The 17,345-nt window shown below is 42.8% G+C and carries 14 protein-coding genes; 4 read left to right on the top strand and 10 right to left on the bottom strand.

Features of this window, described 5'->3' with window-relative positions:
• Positions 1–196: 196 nt before the first annotated feature.
• The 3 genes from B4K11_RS11640 to B4K11_RS11630 all read left to right on the top strand — a co-directional run bounded on the left by B4K11_RS11640 (position 197) and on the right by B4K11_RS11630 (position 4,030).
• Positions 197–592 (top strand): helix-turn-helix domain-containing protein, encoded by a 396-nt coding sequence (locus tag B4K11_RS11640; RefSeq protein WP_292951606.1) that lies wholly within the window; start codon positions 197–199, stop codon positions 590–592.
• Positions 593–769: 177 nt separating this feature from the next.
• On the top strand, positions 770–1,903 hold the full coding sequence (locus B4K11_RS11635; RefSeq protein ID WP_292951603.1) for a hypothetical protein: 1,134 nt from the start codon (positions 770–772) through the stop codon (positions 1,901–1,903).
• Between the two features lie 372 nt (positions 1,904–2,275).
• Complete coding sequence (locus tag B4K11_RS11630; protein WP_292951600.1) at positions 2,276–4,030, top strand: YfjI family protein; 1,755 nt, start codon at positions 2,276–2,278, stop codon at positions 4,028–4,030.
• 248 nt (positions 4,031–4,278) lie between these two features.
• Here the strand turns inward: B4K11_RS11630 and B4K11_RS11625 are convergent, their stop codons facing one another.
• On the bottom strand, positions 4,279–5,634 hold the full coding sequence (locus tag B4K11_RS11625) for a tyrosine-type recombinase/integrase (RefSeq protein ID WP_292951597.1): 1,356 nt from the start codon (positions 5,632–5,634) through the stop codon (positions 4,279–4,281).
• A gap of 244 nt (positions 5,635–5,878) precedes the next feature.
• Between B4K11_RS11625 and mutS the strand changes: the two genes are divergently transcribed.
• A complete protein-coding gene (gene mutS, locus B4K11_RS11620; RefSeq protein WP_292951594.1) occupies positions 5,879–8,461 on the top strand; it encodes a DNA mismatch repair protein MutS in 2,583 nt (860 codons plus the stop codon).
• Between the two features lie 47 nt (positions 8,462–8,508).
• Here mutS and rpoS read toward each other — a convergent pair whose 3' ends face one another.
• The 9 genes from rpoS to B4K11_RS11575 all read right to left on the bottom strand — a co-directional run bounded on the left by rpoS (position 8,509) and on the right by B4K11_RS11575 (position 17,264).
• Positions 8,509–9,558 carry an RNA polymerase sigma factor RpoS gene (rpoS, locus tag B4K11_RS11615; RefSeq protein WP_292951591.1) on the bottom strand — a complete coding sequence of 350 codons (1,050 nt, stop codon included), beginning with the start codon at positions 9,556–9,558 and terminating at the stop codon, positions 8,509–8,511.
• A 57-nt stretch (positions 9,559–9,615) separates the two neighbouring features.
• On the bottom strand, positions 9,616–10,500 hold the full coding sequence (locus B4K11_RS11610; protein ID WP_292951588.1) for a peptidoglycan DD-metalloendopeptidase family protein: 885 nt from the start codon (positions 10,498–10,500) through the stop codon (positions 9,616–9,618).
• A gap of 10 nt (positions 10,501–10,510) precedes the next feature.
• Positions 10,511–11,452 carry a DUF368 domain-containing protein gene (locus B4K11_RS11605; protein WP_292959389.1) on the bottom strand — a complete coding sequence of 314 codons (942 nt, stop codon included), beginning with the start codon at positions 11,450–11,452 and terminating at the stop codon, positions 10,511–10,513.
• 9 nt (positions 11,453–11,461) lie between these two features.
• On the bottom strand, positions 11,462–12,100 hold the full coding sequence (locus tag B4K11_RS11600) for a protein-L-isoaspartate(D-aspartate) O-methyltransferase (RefSeq protein WP_292951612.1): 639 nt from the start codon (positions 12,098–12,100) through the stop codon (positions 11,462–11,464).
• A gap of 26 nt (positions 12,101–12,126) precedes the next feature.
• Positions 12,127–12,876, bottom strand: coding sequence for a 5'/3'-nucleotidase SurE (gene surE, locus B4K11_RS11595; RefSeq protein WP_292951582.1), 750 nt, complete (start codon positions 12,874–12,876; stop codon positions 12,127–12,129).
• Between the two features lie 4 nt (positions 12,877–12,880).
• The gene (truD, locus tag B4K11_RS11590; RefSeq protein WP_292951579.1) at positions 12,881–13,915 is read right to left on the bottom strand and encodes a tRNA pseudouridine(13) synthase TruD; all 1,035 of its coding nucleotides are present in this window, start codon (positions 13,913–13,915) and stop codon (positions 12,881–12,883) included.
• 5 nt (positions 13,916–13,920) lie between these two features.
• On the bottom strand, positions 13,921–14,208 hold the full coding sequence (ftsB, locus tag B4K11_RS11585; protein ID WP_292951576.1) for a cell division protein FtsB: 288 nt from the start codon (positions 14,206–14,208) through the stop codon (positions 13,921–13,923).
• A 72-nt stretch (positions 14,209–14,280) separates the two neighbouring features.
• Positions 14,281–15,576 carry a phosphopyruvate hydratase gene (gene eno, locus B4K11_RS11580; RefSeq protein WP_292951573.1) on the bottom strand — a complete coding sequence of 432 codons (1,296 nt, stop codon included), beginning with the start codon at positions 15,574–15,576 and terminating at the stop codon, positions 14,281–14,283.
• 62 nt (positions 15,577–15,638) lie between these two features.
• The gene (locus B4K11_RS11575) at positions 15,639–17,264 is read right to left on the bottom strand and encodes a CTP synthase (RefSeq protein WP_292951570.1); all 1,626 of its coding nucleotides are present in this window, start codon (positions 17,262–17,264) and stop codon (positions 15,639–15,641) included.
• Positions 17,265–17,345 lie beyond the last annotated feature (81 nt).

The following is a 17,345-nucleotide window of genomic DNA, read 5'->3' as shown; positions in this document are numbered from 1 at the left end:
ACGGCCACACAAAGCCAATGGCGGAAAACCACCATTGATGGTCGCTTAACTTCTACTTTTAACACCCGTTAAAAATGGGAGGATTACCGTTTATTTTATAAATTATGAAATCTCATTTCATTATTTTTGAGAACCGACACTGACGCATGTTATGCATGACCATACCGGTTAATCTCATTACCTAGAGGATCTAGTGATGTCAGATCAATACCTTTCAATCACAGACCGCTGGATGCGACAGTACGAAGCAGACAATCCCCACATCAAGGCGAAATATGCACGGCAAAGCTCTCACCGAGCAGTAGAACAATTTCCTATATCAAACCACCAAAGTACGGCTATGCAGTCGGATAACCCGGAAAATGCGTGTCCGTGGAACGATTTTGAAAGCAACTCCCAGCAGTTGGATCCTCTTGTTGAATCAGCTATTGAAGTCAGAAAAACGCTCCAATTAACCCAGGTTAAATTCTCACGAAGGCTGGGTATAAGTGTGAGAACACTACGAGATTGGGAGCAAGGAAGAAGACACCCTTGTGGAGCAGCAAGAACGCTTCTGCGTTGTATAGCAAAGCATCCGGATTTGATTTCATAGACGAATGGGATACCTTGCTCCATCTAAAAGAATTTTACGTTAGACTCTATTTGCTCTCTAGATTTAATATAGCTCCACCATCTTTTCTATCTCTAGCCCTTAGAGAAATCAGAAAAGATTAAGTCATGCCATAAAAACCATGCCCATCGATTCTTGCCACAGAGGGACTCACCAAAAATGAATTTTTTTACGACATACTTCACAGGAAGACTCGTTGATAAATTCATTTCAATAGAGGAATTATCCTCGATAACCGGCCGTACCCGAGCCTTTTTAGTTGAAGAGGCAAAACATAGGAAGTTCGAAATCTGGTTTCAAGTACCGGAAGACGTAGAAATCAGAATTTTTCCTGTCACAGGCATATTAAATAGCGATATCCGAGCTGACCTGGACTACCTTACTATTGCCCCACAATTTTCCGACCAGGACTATAGCTCATTTTATAATGAAAAGACTCATTACATGGTTAATGCAGGTACATTACTCCCAATGGACTTGTTATTAATTTCATTTCAAGATTTACGCTGGAATGCAAAAGATAGCTTTTGCATATTCCCAAAGGGCATTCAATATCGCGAGATTGAAGAAAACAGCAGCTCCCCCATGAAACATTACGATCAGTATGATGGCATGCGGGATCAAATTCAGCCAAAGGTTTTTGTTACAGTTAAGAAAGGCAATAAAGAATATCGACTGACAGAAGATAGAGTCGTCAGGCTCTCTATTGACAACATGATAGCTTTTATTCCTAGTTACCTGGCTTCGTCATACGTATCGGAAATGGAACAAGAGTTTATGGACATTCGAGCCATAATGCTTAGCCTCCTTGACCTTGATGATATTTGCTTTATCAACTTCCCAGAAAAGCTATTTTATGTCTTTGTTGTGATGTACAGAAACATTAACGAGACAAAACTGAGCAGCAAAATAAACAGGAAGAAAGTATTAAACGAGTTGATCTTGTTCGGCATACATGATCGGCTCGCGCATGACTTTGCTACCTTAATTATCAATGAGCTAGTTAAGAATAAAGGAGATAGGCAGCATTACCGTAGACTAGCTATGGAAGATGTTGTTACTACGCTTGGAAAACTGAAAGCGATAGGCCTTTTCCACGCATTTAAGAAATTTTATATCTCAAACGCTAACATGCGTGCATCCGATATTACCGAATACCTCACCTCAAATTTCAACTATGCAGATGAAGTTGCCAGAAAGGTCTCTCCCATCATTGTAGGGACAGACAAAGATGGTTCATGGAAATACCTGCGTAAAAACCTTAACCAAGCATCTCTAAATAATTTATATTAATCATAGAGTTAGCATATGGGGGAAATTGCCCCCCACTTTACACCCTGCTAATTCCATCTTTTTCTATAGCCTGATTCATACCAATCCAACAACAATGGAGTTCATAGGAATGAATCAATCTTTTGATAACTTAAATAAAAATTCAAATGTAACGACTCGTTCTCGATCGCTGTCTGACCTAGCAAGCTTCAAAGAGGTTTGTGAATCTCTGGGGATTGCTCTCAGCACTGGACACGATTGGCGTAATAAAAGATCACCTCGATATAAGCAGGAGTTTGCTAATTTAGCTATTTACCTTTCCCCTCGATGCATCCGCTTCAGCCGAAAAGAAGTTTCAGAATGGGCAGTAAACCATCGTTCGGAGGTATGCTAATGAAGTTTAATAAAGAATTTGATCCTTCTGTATTTGATATTGAAGAGATCTTCGCAGCAATTAAGACCGAACTGGGGCCCGACTTTCTGCATGAAGTGGGTCATGAGCATTACAACGCTGAGAGCCAAGATCAAGCGAGTAATAAAAACAATACAGATGATAAGCATCATTTTGATCAATTACAGACTCAGAAGGGTTATGACTGCCAAAGAAAGCGCACAAATTATGGGTCCCCTCCCATGCTTACTCAACTTCAAAATCTGATGGACATTGACGGTCGACAGTTCGAGCACTTAGAGATGATCTGGGAAGCAATAAAAGAAGCCGCCATTATTACTCAAGCACCTGGCCGACTGATTGCAAGTGTTATAAAGCCCGTTTGTGCGACAGTTGCACAAGGTTTATTCGTTGTTGAGTCTCCATTAGGGTCAACACACCCATTGATTATAAATTCACTAATTGCTGCTTCGTCTGGTGAACGAAAAACGACCGTCGAGAAGCTTTTCACTCGTTTTGTCTCGGTATTTGTGAAAGTGGTTAATAAAATAATTAGGAAGATGAATCAGAATTACTCCACCGAGATTGAGCTTTGGAATACAGAGAAAACAAATCTCCGGCGCAAATTATCGAAGGCTCAAAAAAAAGGAGACGCTTTTGAAGAAAAAACAGCTTATCAAGCTCATTTAGCTTGCAAACCTAAAATAACACCCTATCTGACAATTATACACGATGACTTTACAATCGATGCTTTACTGCAGAGCCTAAATGAAAACTTCCCAGTAGCAAGCATTATAACCAGCGAAGGGGCTAAAGTTCTCGATGATACTAACATGAAGTCCATGCCATTTCTTAATAAACTATGGGATGGTGCAGATATCCATGTAACTCGCATGTCAAGACCGAGCTACTTGTTACAGGATGCTCGCTTGTCAACCTCCTTGATGATACAACCTGATGTACTAAAGAAAATCATAGATAAACGATTCGTAGAATTACGAAACTCTGGCTATTTCGCAAGAGCAATTTTTACGTATCCTAATAGCTCCATCGGCAACAGACCTGTTTTTGCCGTTAACCACAAAACTAAGAAGCTGGATAGATTAACTTGGCGTTTGATAAGTATGCTCCTTGAATTATTCAAGGCGCTTTCAGATCCTAATTTCGAAAGGCATGTTCTCAAGCTTGACCAAGAAGCAGCTCATATTTGGTTGCAGTTTGCCAATGATGTGGAGCAAAAGATGAGCCCAGGAGGTTACTACCAATCAGCAACGGATCACGCTTCAAAACTACCCGAAAACGTATTACGGCTAGCTGCAGTATTTCATGCGATTGAGTTTGGCACAGATAATATTTCAGCAAAAACACTTAATCTAGCAATTCACTTATGCCTTCTATGCTCTCAAGATTTTATGAATTGCTTTGTTCCACTACCCCAAGATAAGCAGGATGCACAGCGCTTATATAAATACTTGTATGAAAATATGTATATCCCTGTTCAGAACCGGCAGGCCCATGAAATTTATTTTGAGGAACGACATGTACGCCGGAATAGGATAAGACAATGCGGCCCTCTGAAGAATTCAGAGCGTTTGAATCAGGCACTTCGAATCCTATACCAACAAGGTACCATCGCCTTGGTAGAAGAAATTCGGCAGCAAGGAAAGGGGAAAATTTACATTGACCTTTTACCTAACTTTCGCCGTCCAAGCTGTACTAGTGATGGGACTCCACTTCGCCCATTACCTCTATTCTAACTGGTTAATTCAGCGAAGTAGCGGCTATTTTAACTACTTATAGTTAAAATAGCCGCTGTATCCAGCGAGCAACCAGAAAATAAACAATCAAACTTTCAAGCTTGAAGAATATGAGCTAGCCTGAAAGCGTTAAATTCCCAAAAAAGATCCCGCGCTTTCACCATCTAAAGAAGCCAGATGTTGATTAGTTGACGTCACAGTGACTGTACCCCACCACTCCGAATTTTATCAATTTTCCAAATGGTAAGTCAGGCGACCACCCCTTCCAAGTGATCAGCCCAATTTTGCAACCAAACACCACACTCTCTTTCATATTTGTGGAGATCATAGGTACCCTCAATTCCTTTTTTTGAGTGACCCAATATCGCCTCAGCCACTTCACTAGGGCACCCCAATCTAGACAGGCCTGTTCTAACCGTTCGACGCAGATCATGAGGAGACCAGTCTTCCATTCCCTGAAGCCATAATTGGTGTGACTTATAACGCTGACCATTTTTAACTTTATCTGGGTTCTTAAGATGCCATTTCGTTTCAGTAAGAGATTTTTGCTGTATCGGCAATTTTGTTCGGGTAGACGGAAAGAGATAGGTGTCCGACACCAGCTCTAAACCTTTAAGAAAGTTAATCGCCTGCTGGGAAAGCTGTACATGTCGCTCAGCCCCATTCTTTGAATCACGCAAATGCCAAACCCCCTTTACCAGATCAATGTCTTTCCACTCTGCGTTACAGACTTCTCCCGTCCGGCATCCAGTCCATAAAGTGAAGTGAAGAACATTTTTCTGGGTAGTAGAGAAACCAGACCCCGGAATCCATTTTAAAACCAAAGCTAGCTCCTTATCCGACAGAACCCTCCTCCCCCTTTTTGAGGTCAAACGCACACGAGCTTGCTTCAAGCTAGATTTCGCCAAGAGAGCTGGGTTTGCAAACTCATCACCCAAACGGCCAAGACCTATTGAGTAGTCATAGGCAGCTGTTAACTCTCTGAGCACATTACCTGCCTGTACATTAGCCCCACGATCCACAATCGACATAACCATGTCTGTGACCAGTTTTCTGGTAACTTTACTCGCAGAAATCCCTCCCAAGCATCTGACTGCATCACCGTAGAGCGTCCGCCGAGTTTCAGACTGACCTTTAAGCTTTCTAGCTCCAGGCACCTTCTTCTTCACTTCTGGGTTGTGAGGATCTTTAATAAAACGGTCTTCTATAACTTCAGTCAAATAGGCTTCAACCAGATCAGTAACGGTGAAATCTGCCTCCCTTTGCTCTTTAGCTTTATCCTCAGCCTCCCGTCGTGCAATTTCTTTATTTCTAATTGCCTCAGCTTTCGGGCAAATACCTCCCCTTCTAAGGCCTTTCAATCTCTGAAGCTCCATACGCGCTTCAGAGAGGCTCACCTGGGGATAGCGCCCAATAGATACCTGTCTTAATTTTCCCGTTTCAGGACTTTTATAGCGGTATATAAAAGTCTTTGTACCGGTCTTACCGCACGTAACTCTCAAACCAGAGTTTTCACCGGCATCTATCTTAACCGGATCTCCCGGCTTCATTGTTTCAACAGCTCTTGCTGATAGTGGTTTAGACATAGTTTTGGTATTCTGCATTGTTTAATCGCTTTAGTTGGAGATGCGTCGGATAGCAATCTCCTTGGCCCATACAGGCTTATCAGACACGAAAAAATATAGCTTTTGAGAAACTAAAGTTTCAACAAAACTATAACACCAAAAAAGCTACACCAAAAGCTACACTTTTTATTTAGCATCTAATGTGTTTTATTGGTTCTTATTGAACTAAGCCAGACAACAAAAAACAAATAAATAGTTATAGTTCAGCAGGTTATTATAGAAAATGGCAAAAAAACCAGATAAAACAAAAGCTAACAAATCGCCTCACACACCTATGATGCAGCAGTACCTTCGCATTAAAGCCAAGCATCCCAATCAGCTTGTTTTCTATCGCATGGGTGACTTTTATGAACTCTTTTTTGACGATGCTAAAAAGGCCTCTGAGCTGCTTGATATTTCGCTAACCGCTAGAGGAAAATCGGCAGGCGAGCCTATTCCAATGGCAGGCATCCCTTACCATGCAGCTGAGGCATATGTAGGAAAAATAGTCCGAGCTGGCGAATCAGTTGTTATTTGTGAGCAAATTGGGGATCCCGCAACAAGCAAAGGCCCAGTAGAACGCGCTGTTGCTCGCATTATTACCCCCGGCACTATAAGTGATGAAGCCTTATTAGATGAAAACCGTGATAATTTTTTAATCGCTATTAACGCTGCCGATCAAGCATTCGGCATAGCGATTCTGGATATCGCCTCCGGTCGCTTTAGCTTACTTGAAGTCGATACTGAAGATACTCTGCTTAGTGAAATTGAGCGCCTAAAGCCATCAGAAATTTTATATAATGAAGACTTAAATATCGGTGAACTTCTAGGAAGCCATAAAAGCCTCCGACCTCAAGCCCCTTGGCACTTTGAGACAGATACAGCAAATAACCTTTTGTGCCAACAATTCAAAGTTAAAGATCTTAGCGGGTTTGGCTGTGAGCAATATCACTTAGCCCTCACATCTGCAGGCTGCTTACTTCAATACGCAAAAGACACGCAAAGAACTGCTTTACCGCATATTCGTCGTATTCAGGTTGAGCAACATGACGACTTTGTAGCACTCGACGCATCAACTCGAAAAAACCTCGAGATAGACCAAAACCTCTCAGGCGGATTTGATAACACCCTTGCCAAAGTCATAGATCGCTGCAGAACATCCATGGGCAGTCGTCTACTTAGGCGCTGGTTACATCGCCCCCTACAGAACCGAAGCACTCTTCTAGCCCGGCAGGTTTCAATTCAGTGGCTACAGGAAGATTACCGATACGAAGACTTTGAAACTGATTTAAAAAACATTGGTGACAGCGAGCGAATCTTAGCCCGCATAGCTCTAAGATCAGCACGCCCACGTGATTTAGAAAGACTAAAAAATGCGCTATCAATACTGCCTAACTTACAAAAAAAGTTAAAAAGTACCACAAGCCCACTACTCGCCGAGCTTGCAACAAGTATTACCGAATTCCCAATTCTATCCGACTTGTTGAATAGAGCTATCATCGACAATCCACCTGTGATTATTCGAGACGGTGGCGTCATCGCGACAGGTTTTGATAGCGAACTCGACGAACTTCGCGGGTTAAGCGAGAACGCGGGCGCCTATTTAATTGAGCTTGAACAGCGTGAGCGTGAGCGTACCGGCATTTCCACACTTAAGGTTGGCTACAATAGAGTCCATGGATACTTTATAGAAATCGGCAAAGCGCAAAAAGCAGAGCTACCTGCGGAATATGTCCGAAGACAGACTCTAAAAAATGCTGAACGCTATATAACGCCTGAACTGAAAGAATTTGAAGATAAAGCGCTTTCAGCAAAAAGCCGTGCATTAAGTCGCGAAAAGGCACTTTATGATGAGCTGCTGGAAACACTAGCGGCAGAGCTTTCAGAGCTGCAAGATTCTGCTGCGGCTACCGCAGAACTAGATGTATTAAATAATTTATCAGAACGTGCATCTACTCTGGATTACGTACCTCCAACCCTAACGGAAGAGCCGCAAATTAAGATACAACGCGGCCGCCATCCCGTAGTAGAAAATGTATTAGACGACCCATTTGTTTCGAATGATCTAGATTTAGATTCTGAACGAAAAATGCTGATTATCACCGGACCCAACATGGGTGGTAAATCCACCTATATGCGTCAGGCGGCACTTATCACTCTTTTAGCTCATATTGGGAGCTACGTTCCTGCAAGCGCGGCAACGATTGGAATAGTAGACCGAATATTTACCCGCATGGGCTCCTCTGACGATTTAGCCGGCGGCCGCTCGACATTCATGGTTGAGATGACTGAAACAGCCAACATTATGCACAATGCAACTGCTCGAAGCCTTGTATTGATGGATGAAGTAGGTCGTGGCACCAGTACTTTTGATGGTCTTTCGCTCGCTTGGGCTTGCGCTGAAAGCCTAGCAAGAGAAACCTGCGCTTTCACCCTATTTGCTACCCATTACTTTGAACTCACTAGCCTTCCAGAACAAATAGCTAGCGTCTTTAATGTGCATTTAACCGCTGTAGAACATAATGACCACATCGTATTCTTACATGAGGTAAAAGAAGGCCCTGCCAGTCAAAGCTATGGATTACAGGTCGCACAACTTGCAGGGGTTCCTATTCAAGTTATCCAGCAAGCCAAAGCAAAACTATTACAGTTAGAACAAGACGTCACCGTTGCGGCTCAACTCACCAGTCCGCCTCCTCCGGTGCAAAATGATATGTTTTCCCAACCAACTCATAAAGCGGTTAAAGAACTAAAAAAAATATCTCCTGACGAGCTATCTCCTCGACAAGCCCTTGATATTATTTACCAATTAAAAACACTCGTATGACAAATAAAAAAACCGCCTGAAGGCGGTTTTTTTATTTCAAAAGACGGCTACGACTGAAATAGATCTTCTCCACTCAGGCCATTTTTCTCGACGATATCACGGAGTTTTCTTAAGGCTTCCACCTGGATCTGACGTACACGCTCTCGGGTTAGCCCTATTTCGCGCCCAACCTCTTCAAGCGTACTCATCTCATATCCCCTCAGCCCAAAACGGCGAGATAAAACTTCCGCATGCTTTTCAGGCAATGCATCAAGCCACTTATCCAAATTACCACTGATATTTGAATTTTGCAGCAAAGAAGCAGGGTCAGAAGAGACGGTATCAGGAATAGTATCAAGCAAAGACTTATCTGAATCTTTCCCCATAGGGGTATCGACAGAAGCCACTCGCTCATTAAGCCCTAACATTCGTTCAACATTCTCAACTGGCTTATCAACCAGTTCAGCGATCTCTTCAGACGATGGCTCATGATCAAGCTTCTGCGCAAGCTCGCGAGCGGCACGCAGATAGACATTTAACTCTTTAACAACATGAATAGGCAGACGAATGGTACGCGTCTGATTCATTATCGCACGCTCAATCGTTTGCCTTATCCACCATGTGGCATAAGTAGAAAACCTAAACCCTCTTTCGGGGTCAAACTTTTCTACTGCACGAATCAAACCCAAATTGCCCTCTTCAATCAGATCGAGCAGGGTTAAACCGCGATTGATATAACGTCGAGCAATTTTAACTACCAGCCTTAAATTACTTTCGATCATACGCTTACGCGCTGCCTCATCCCCTTTTAAGGCTAAGCGAGAGAAATAAACTTCCTCTTCAGCACTTAACAACGGCGAAAAGCCAATCTCATTCAAATAAAGCTGAGTAGCATCTAAGTTTTTAGCATTCAATAGGTCTTTATGGGCCATACTGCCACGACCTCGACCACTGTTCAGAAATTCAGAGTCTTTTTTTCCTGAAGCCTTTTTGCCAGGCGCTTTCTTTTTAGAATTGCCCTCTTCAGCTTCATCTTTCTGAATAACTTTTTTACACTCCTCATTTTCTACAGCTACAGTCTGCACATCCATTTTGCAGTCGTTATCCATATTTTCCATAAGTGATCCCTTAACCGTGCTACTTTATTAAGCGATTTTTATTATTATGTTTTTTTATTATCTCTTAGGAAGATATCGCAGAGGGTCAACCGGTTTACCATCACGCCGTATTTCAAAGTGAAGCATTACACGATCAGCACCGCTATTTCCCATCTCAGCAATCTTCTGTCCTGTTTCAACCATATCATTTTCTTTTACTAAAACACGACTATTATGTGCATATGCACTTAAAAATTGCTGATTATGATCAACTATTACCAAGTTTCCGTAGCCTAAAAGGCCATTTCCTGCATATACAACCTTGCCTGAAGCTGCAGCTTTAATAGCCAAACCTTTTTTACCAGCAATATTGATACCTTTATTGACAGTACCTTTTGTTTTAAATCCACCTATCACATTACCATAAACAGGCCACTTCCAGACAATAACAGAGGAGCGTTTTGTTTGAACCTTGGTCTTAGCAGCAGAAACTGGAGGCGTAGTAGCTTTACTTGAGGCAGATTGCTTAGGTGCACTTGTTGGCTTTTCTTTAACCGTAACAGGAGCCACTGTTCTAGCTTTATTTGTAGCTGAGGCTTTAGGTGCAGAAGATTTAGAGGGTGCTTTATGCTGCGTTGAAGCAATAATTGGCTTAGGAGAGTGAGTAGAAACATCACGTACGATAGACGTACCACCCGAAGAAGGCTTCTTAACTATTAACCCCAGACGCTGTCCAGGGTAGATACTATATTGACCATTTATATTATTAGCCGCAGCCAGCTCTCGATAATCTAAACCATATCGAAAGGCAATTGCATAAAGCGTATCTCCTTTTCTTACAATATATTCACTAGGTGCAGCGTCAGATTGTACAGACATCGAGCGGTCACTAACCGGCGCATAGGTATTTCCACCGCATGCTGTCAGCAGCCAACCAAACAACAACACCGTACAACACTTCACCCACACAGAATTATACCTCGGACCTCCGTCCTATTTTTTCAATAAAAAATACCATCGCAGCTCCCAATAACATAAAGCCAATCGCATAAAGCAAAAACGACGGCTGGCCTGTTAATGACTCGAAAGAAAGCGGCGATATATTCTCCTGCACGAGAGGGACCTCTTCTCCATGCCGATTAATGGTATAAGCCGTTGTATATTTCCAAGGCCATACTTTATTAAGCGAACCCAACATAAAACCACCCAACAAAGAGAGCGTAACGGTTTTAAAAGAACTAAACATCCAACTTAATACATGAGAAAAGCTTAACAAACCTATAATACAGCCCGCAGCAAATAAACCTAATGTAAAAAACTCTAGGTTTTTAATTGCCATTAAAACTGGGGCATACATCCCCAGTAACAACAAAATAAAACTACCTGAAATACCCGGCAGAATCATGGCACAAATAGCAACCATACCTGACAAAAATATAAAGAGGGGCGTTGGTTCTAACGAAGTCGGACCCAACGAAGTAACTAGATAAGCCGCTATAGTCCCGACCATGAATGAAGTATAAGTATTACGATCCCAATGCTCGATATGCCGACAAACCGACCAAACAGAAGCAAAAATCAACCCAAAAAAGAATGACCATAATAACTCAGGGTATTCAGTCAACCAGTAAAGCACGACACGTGATATGGTCAGCAGGCTAAAAAATATACCCGCAATCAAAGTAAGTAAAAATGTACCATTAACATGCGCCCAAAACGCAGCGGGACCTTCTTTAAACAACTTAACCAGTGCAGCAGGTCCACACTGTTTTAACGAATAAATAAGCTCTTCGTATATCCCTGTCATAAAGGCAATCGTACCACCAGATACCCCAGGAACAACATCAGCCGCCCCCATCATCATCCCTTTACCTGAAAGCGCGACATAATCGCGCATTGAACGCCCTTTTTGCATTAAAACTCCCTAACGTACTGTACCGCTTAACAATGGAACAAATTTGACACATTCAAGCACTTCAGTCGAAAAATCACTCTCGGATTCTCTTATAACCAACTTCAGTTCTTGATTTTCGCTGCCACCTACAGGAATGATTAAACGTCCACCAATAGCCAACTGCTGCTTTAGTTCTTCTGGCACTTCTTCAGGTGCGCAGGCAGCAAGAATACCATCAAATGGCGCCTTAGATGACCACCCCATACCACCATCTGTATGTTTCAAGTGCACATTCTTTAAACCGAGTAACTTTAAACGTTCGCGCGCTTTCTCCTGCAAAGGACGTATACGTTCGACACTGAACAGCTCATCTACTAACGGAGCGAGTATTGACGTTTGGTAACCTGAACCGGTTCCCACCTCAAGCACTCGAGATAATGGCCCCTCAGATAGCAATGCTTCTGTCATCCTAGCAACAATAAAAGGCTGAGAGATCGTTTGGTTAAACCCTATAGGTAAAGCGGTATCCTCATAGGCTCGATGAGAAAGCGCCTCATCTATAAAAATATGCCTAGGAGTCTGACGCAGAACATCAAGCAAACGTTCATCACTAATACCTTGATCCCGCAACCGATTAATAAGCCGGTCTCGAGTACGCTGCGAAGTCATTCCAATTCCGCGTAAATGCTGATCTTTCAAAAACTACTCTCCAACCAATCACCCACATTATCCATACCTGAGTACTCAGTCATATCAACATGCAATGGGGTAATAGAAACACAACGCTCATCTAGCGCATAAAAGTCAGTACCAGGTTCCCTGTCCGCTGCAATACCAGCACCCGCAACCCAGTAGCGTACTTTACCACGCGGATCTTTCGTTGGTAGGGGCTTATCTGCAGAGGAACGATGACCTAAACGAGTGACATGAATACCCTGAAATTCACTCATCTCGCAATCAGGCACATTTATATTCAAAATAGTCCGGGGGGCCACATTTAGCTTTGTAATATTTTTAACTATATCTTTAGCAATCAGCGCCGCACTCTCATAAGACTGAGGATTAAAACTACCGGAAGAAAGGGCAATCGCAGGATATCGAAAGTGGCGTCCCTCCATCGCCGCCGCAACCGTTCCCGAGTAAATAACATCATCGCCCAAATTAGGCCCAGCATTAATACCGGATACAACAATGTCCGGCACCCTACCTAAGACTCCGGATCCACCAATATGAACACAATCCGTCGGAGTACCATTAACACTATAGAAACCATTTTCATGCTGAAAGATTTCTAGAGGTCGATCCAAGGTTAAAGAATTGCTCGCTGCGCTGCGATTTCTATCAGGTGCCACCACCAGCACCTCACCAAGCTCGGCAAGAGATTTTGCTAAAGCAGCTAGGCCCGGTGCAAATACACCATCATCATTTGAAATTAATATTTTCATCTGGTTACTCTGGGACAGACGTTATACATAACTCTCTAAGTACACTTGTAGCAAACGAGCCTGAAGTTAAGCCAAATTCAAGCCAGCACTCCGTATCACTGATAGATTCCACGCTTAAATCCTCAGGTTGAAGCTTTAACGCTCTGCGCTCCTGCTTTAAGCTTACATTCTCTAATAGATCAGAAATATCAGACCAAACAGATAACTGATCTCGCTCCCACTTTTCAGCGACCCCAGTGGGCATCATATCCCCACGCCCCCATAAAGGCCCCGTCAAGGTAAGAGCACCACAACTAAATCTTTCCCGCAGCTCGTTATCAGCCTGCTCTTCAACAAAACAGCTCTGGCTTCCTGAGATCATCAAAGCATCACCGTCTAATAGCCCATTCCATAGCTCTAGCTTAATCCGTGATGATAACAATTGGTTAAACAACCATGAGCGTACAGCAGAGATATAGATACCCTTTTTGTTTCTCTGCCTCTCTTGCAACTCTCCTTTTAAAAGAGAGATCCCTTTATATAGATTCCCGTAGTCATGTCCAAAGCGTTGTTCACCAAAGTAATTCGGTACTCCAGTTTTTGATACGAGCTCTACACGTGCCTTCAATTCATCCATGTCAGAAACCTGACGTAATCGAAGCTTAAACGTATTCCCTTTTAAGGTACCTAAGCGTAATTTTCGAGGATGACGCACCGCCTTCAAGACCTCAACACTATCGCCACCAAAGAGCTTCCAATTTAGATTTCTCTTAATCGGAAATTTAACGCAAAACCACTGTTCAGTCACAGCATGACGATCCTTCTTACCCGCATAACTGACATCACGAGGACTAATCTGGGCAAAATTAGCTAGCTGTCTAGCAACCCAATCAGTATTTTCACCCCGTTTACGGATATATAGAAAAACATGCTCACCTTGCCCTTCTGGCTCAAAACCTAATTGTTCAATAACTTGAAAGTCTTCTGGGCATGAACGTATAAGCGCTTCACATTTAGGGGTGTCATGCAGGTATGTAAAATCGATAGGAAGATTGGTCACGCTACTTAATTCTCATCTACTGGTTCAACCAATTGAAAAAAGGTCTCACCTTTACGAATCATACCCAACTCACTTCGGGCTCTTTCTTCCAAAGCTGCATAACCTTTTTTAAGATCCTGCACCTCTGCTTCTAACTCACTATTTCGTTGACTGAGTTCTTTGTTAATTGTTTTCTGTAACTCAATTTTCGCATCCAAATCCCAAATATCACGCACACTATTTTCCCCAAACCACAATCTATATTGCAGTCCAAAGAAAAGTACGATCAGCAATGCAATTAACCAACGATACATAGAGATTCTATACGCAAAAAAAGAGGGCAGATGCCCCCTTTTTATATCAGACTATTGATCAACAGACTACGCTTAGCCCTGACCTTTAATTTCTTTTAAACCATTATAAACCGCATCAGCACCCAGCTCTTCTTCAATTCGTAGAAGACGGTTGTACTTAGCAACACGATCAGAACGACACAAAGAACCCGTTTTAATCTGACCAGCAGCAGTACCTACAGCAAGATCAGCAATCGTTGTATCTTCTGTCTCACCAGAACGGTGAGAGATAACAACTGTAAAGCCGGCATCTTTCGCCATTTTAATTGCGTCTAATGTTTCAGATAGAGAACCGATCTGATTGAATTTAATCAAAATCGAGTTACCAATACCTTGCTCAATACCACGGCTAAGAATCTTAGTATTCGTAACAAACAGGTCATCACCTACTAGCTGAACCTTTTCACCGATCTGCTTAGTAAGGTAAGCCCAACCATCCCAATCTGACTCATCTAGTCCATCTTCAATAGAAACAATTGGATAGTTTTCAGTCAACGCAGCAAGGTAATCACTAAAACCTTCAGCATCAAACACTTTTCCTTCGCCTGAAAGGTCATACTTACCATCTTTATAGAATTCAGAAGCGGCACAATCCAACGCTAGCGTGATATCTTTGCCAAGCTCATAACCCGCATTTGAAATCGCTTCTTTAATGACAACCAAAGCTTCTTCATTGGAAGCAAGGTTAGGTGCAAAACCACCCTCATCACCTACAGCCGTGTTCAAACCTTTATTTTTCAGTACAGACTTCAATGCATGGAAGATCTCAGCACCACAGCGCAAGCCATCGGAGAACTTATCAAAGTTAACCGGCTGAACCATAAACTCTTGGATATCGACATTGTTATCAGCATGCTCACCACCATTGATGATATTCATCATCGGCACAGGTAAAGAGAACTGACCTGGTGTGCCATTGATTTCAGCGATATGCGCATACAAAGGAATACCTTTCTCCGCTGCAGCAGCTTTAGCCGCTGCCAATGAAACAGCCAAAATAGCATTAGCACCTAGGTTTTCTTTGTTTTCAGTGCCATCTAGCTCAAGCATTTTGTTATCTAAAGCACGCTGGTCTGTAACATCCATTCCAGTCAAAGCTTCGCGAACAACACCGTTGACTGCTGCAACAGCCTTTAATACACCTTTACCTAAATAGCGAGCCTTGTCGCCATCACGTAGCTCAAGCGCTTCGCGAGAACCTGTTGATGCACCCGATGGTGCACACGCAGAAGCAACAACGCCTGACGCTAAAATAACGTCAGCTTCAACCGTTGGGTTACCACGAGAATCCAATACTTCGCGGGCTTTGATATTAGCAATCTGTGTCATGTGTAAAAGCTCCAGAATTTTCTTGTTCAGGGGGCCTTAACCCCCATTCCATAAATATTGTCTTATTTAGCCCGCTGATCAATGGCTGCTTGAATAAAGCCTGTAAATAGGCCATGACCATCACGTGGCGTTGAAGTGAACTCAGGGTGGAATTGACAAGCAACAAACCAAGGATGGTCAGCCACCTCAACAACCTCAACCAATTCACCGTCAACAGAACGACCAGAAATACGTAGACCCGCTTTTTCCAGTTGAGCTACATAATTATCATTGACTTCATAACGGTGACGATGGCGTTCCGTGATCTCATTAGCTCCATAAGCCGCTGCGGCTGTTGAGCCTTCAGCTAAGTGACAAACCTGCGCACCTAAACGCATAGTGCCACCTAAATCATCAGTTTCACCGCGCGTTTCGACACCACCTTCAGATGTCATCCACTCAGTAATAAGACCAACGACAGGGTGCTCAGCATTTGAATCAAATTCAGAAGAGGTCGCGCCTTCTAAACCAGCAACATTACGAGCAAATTCGATAACCGCAACTTGCATCCCTAAGCAGATACCTAGGTAAGGAACTTTATTCTCTCGGGCATAACGAACGGCATTAATTTTACCTTCTACGCCACGCTCACCAAATCCACCGGGAACAAGTATTGCACTCATACCCTCTAGAATCTCAACACCTTCACGCTCAACACGTTCAGAATCGATACACTCAATCTTAACCTTTCTCTTTAACGCTATACCGGCATGAGAAAGTGCTTCGATCAAAGACTTATACGCATCCAGAAGCTCCATGTATTTACCAACCATGGCAATCTTCACTTCACCCTCTGGGTTCAGATGAGCATCAGCAACACGATCCCATTCACTTAGGTCAGCGTCGTTGCACTCTAGATTAAAACGTTCGATAACGATGTCATCTAAGTTCTGGTCAGACAACATACGTGGAATATTGTAAATAGTATCGGCATCCGGCAATGAAACAACCGCACGCTCTTCAACATTGGTAAACAAAGAAAGCTTACGACGTGAAGAATCAGGAATAGGAAAATCAGAACGACAAACCAAAATATCGGGCTGAATACCAATTGAACGCAACTCTTTAACCGAGTGCTGAGAAGGTTTGGTTTTAATTTCACCCGCTGTGGCAATATAAGGAACTAAGGTCAAGTGCATAAACATTGCACGCGATGAACCGAGTTCCGCTTTTAATTGTCGAACGGCTTCCATAAAAGGAAGTGACTCAATATCACCTACAGTTCCGCCAATCTCTACAAGCGCAACATCAGCATCACCTGCACCTTCAATCACACGACGCTTAATTTCATCTGTAATATGAGGGATAACTTGTACTGTTCCACCTAAATAATCACCACGACGCTCTTTACGTAATACATGCTGATAAATACGTCCAGCAGTAAAATTATTACGTTTACTCATCGTCGTACGAATAAAGCGCTCATAATGACCAAGGTCTAGGTCAGTTTCTGCTCCATCCTCAGTAACAAACACTTCACCGTGCTGAATTGGGCTCATTGTTCCCGGGTCCACATTAATATATGGATCCAGTTTCAACATAGTTACTTTCAGCCCTCTTGCTTCCAAAATAGCAGCGAGAGATGCGGATGCGATGCCTTTGCCCAATGAGGACACAACACCGCCTGTTACGAAAATATATCGCGTCATGCAGAACCTGTTTGATCGTGTAGTATACGAGGAAATTTTATGGTGGAGATGGCGCTATAAGATAGCAAATTAGCGCCAATC

Source organism: Neptuniibacter sp. UBA6509 (genome assembly GCA_002435145.1).
GTDB lineage: Bacteria > Pseudomonadota > Gammaproteobacteria > Pseudomonadales > Balneatricaceae > Neptuniibacter.
Note: the sequence above shows the minus strand (reverse complement) of the source record. Positions and strands in the feature narration are given on the sequence as shown.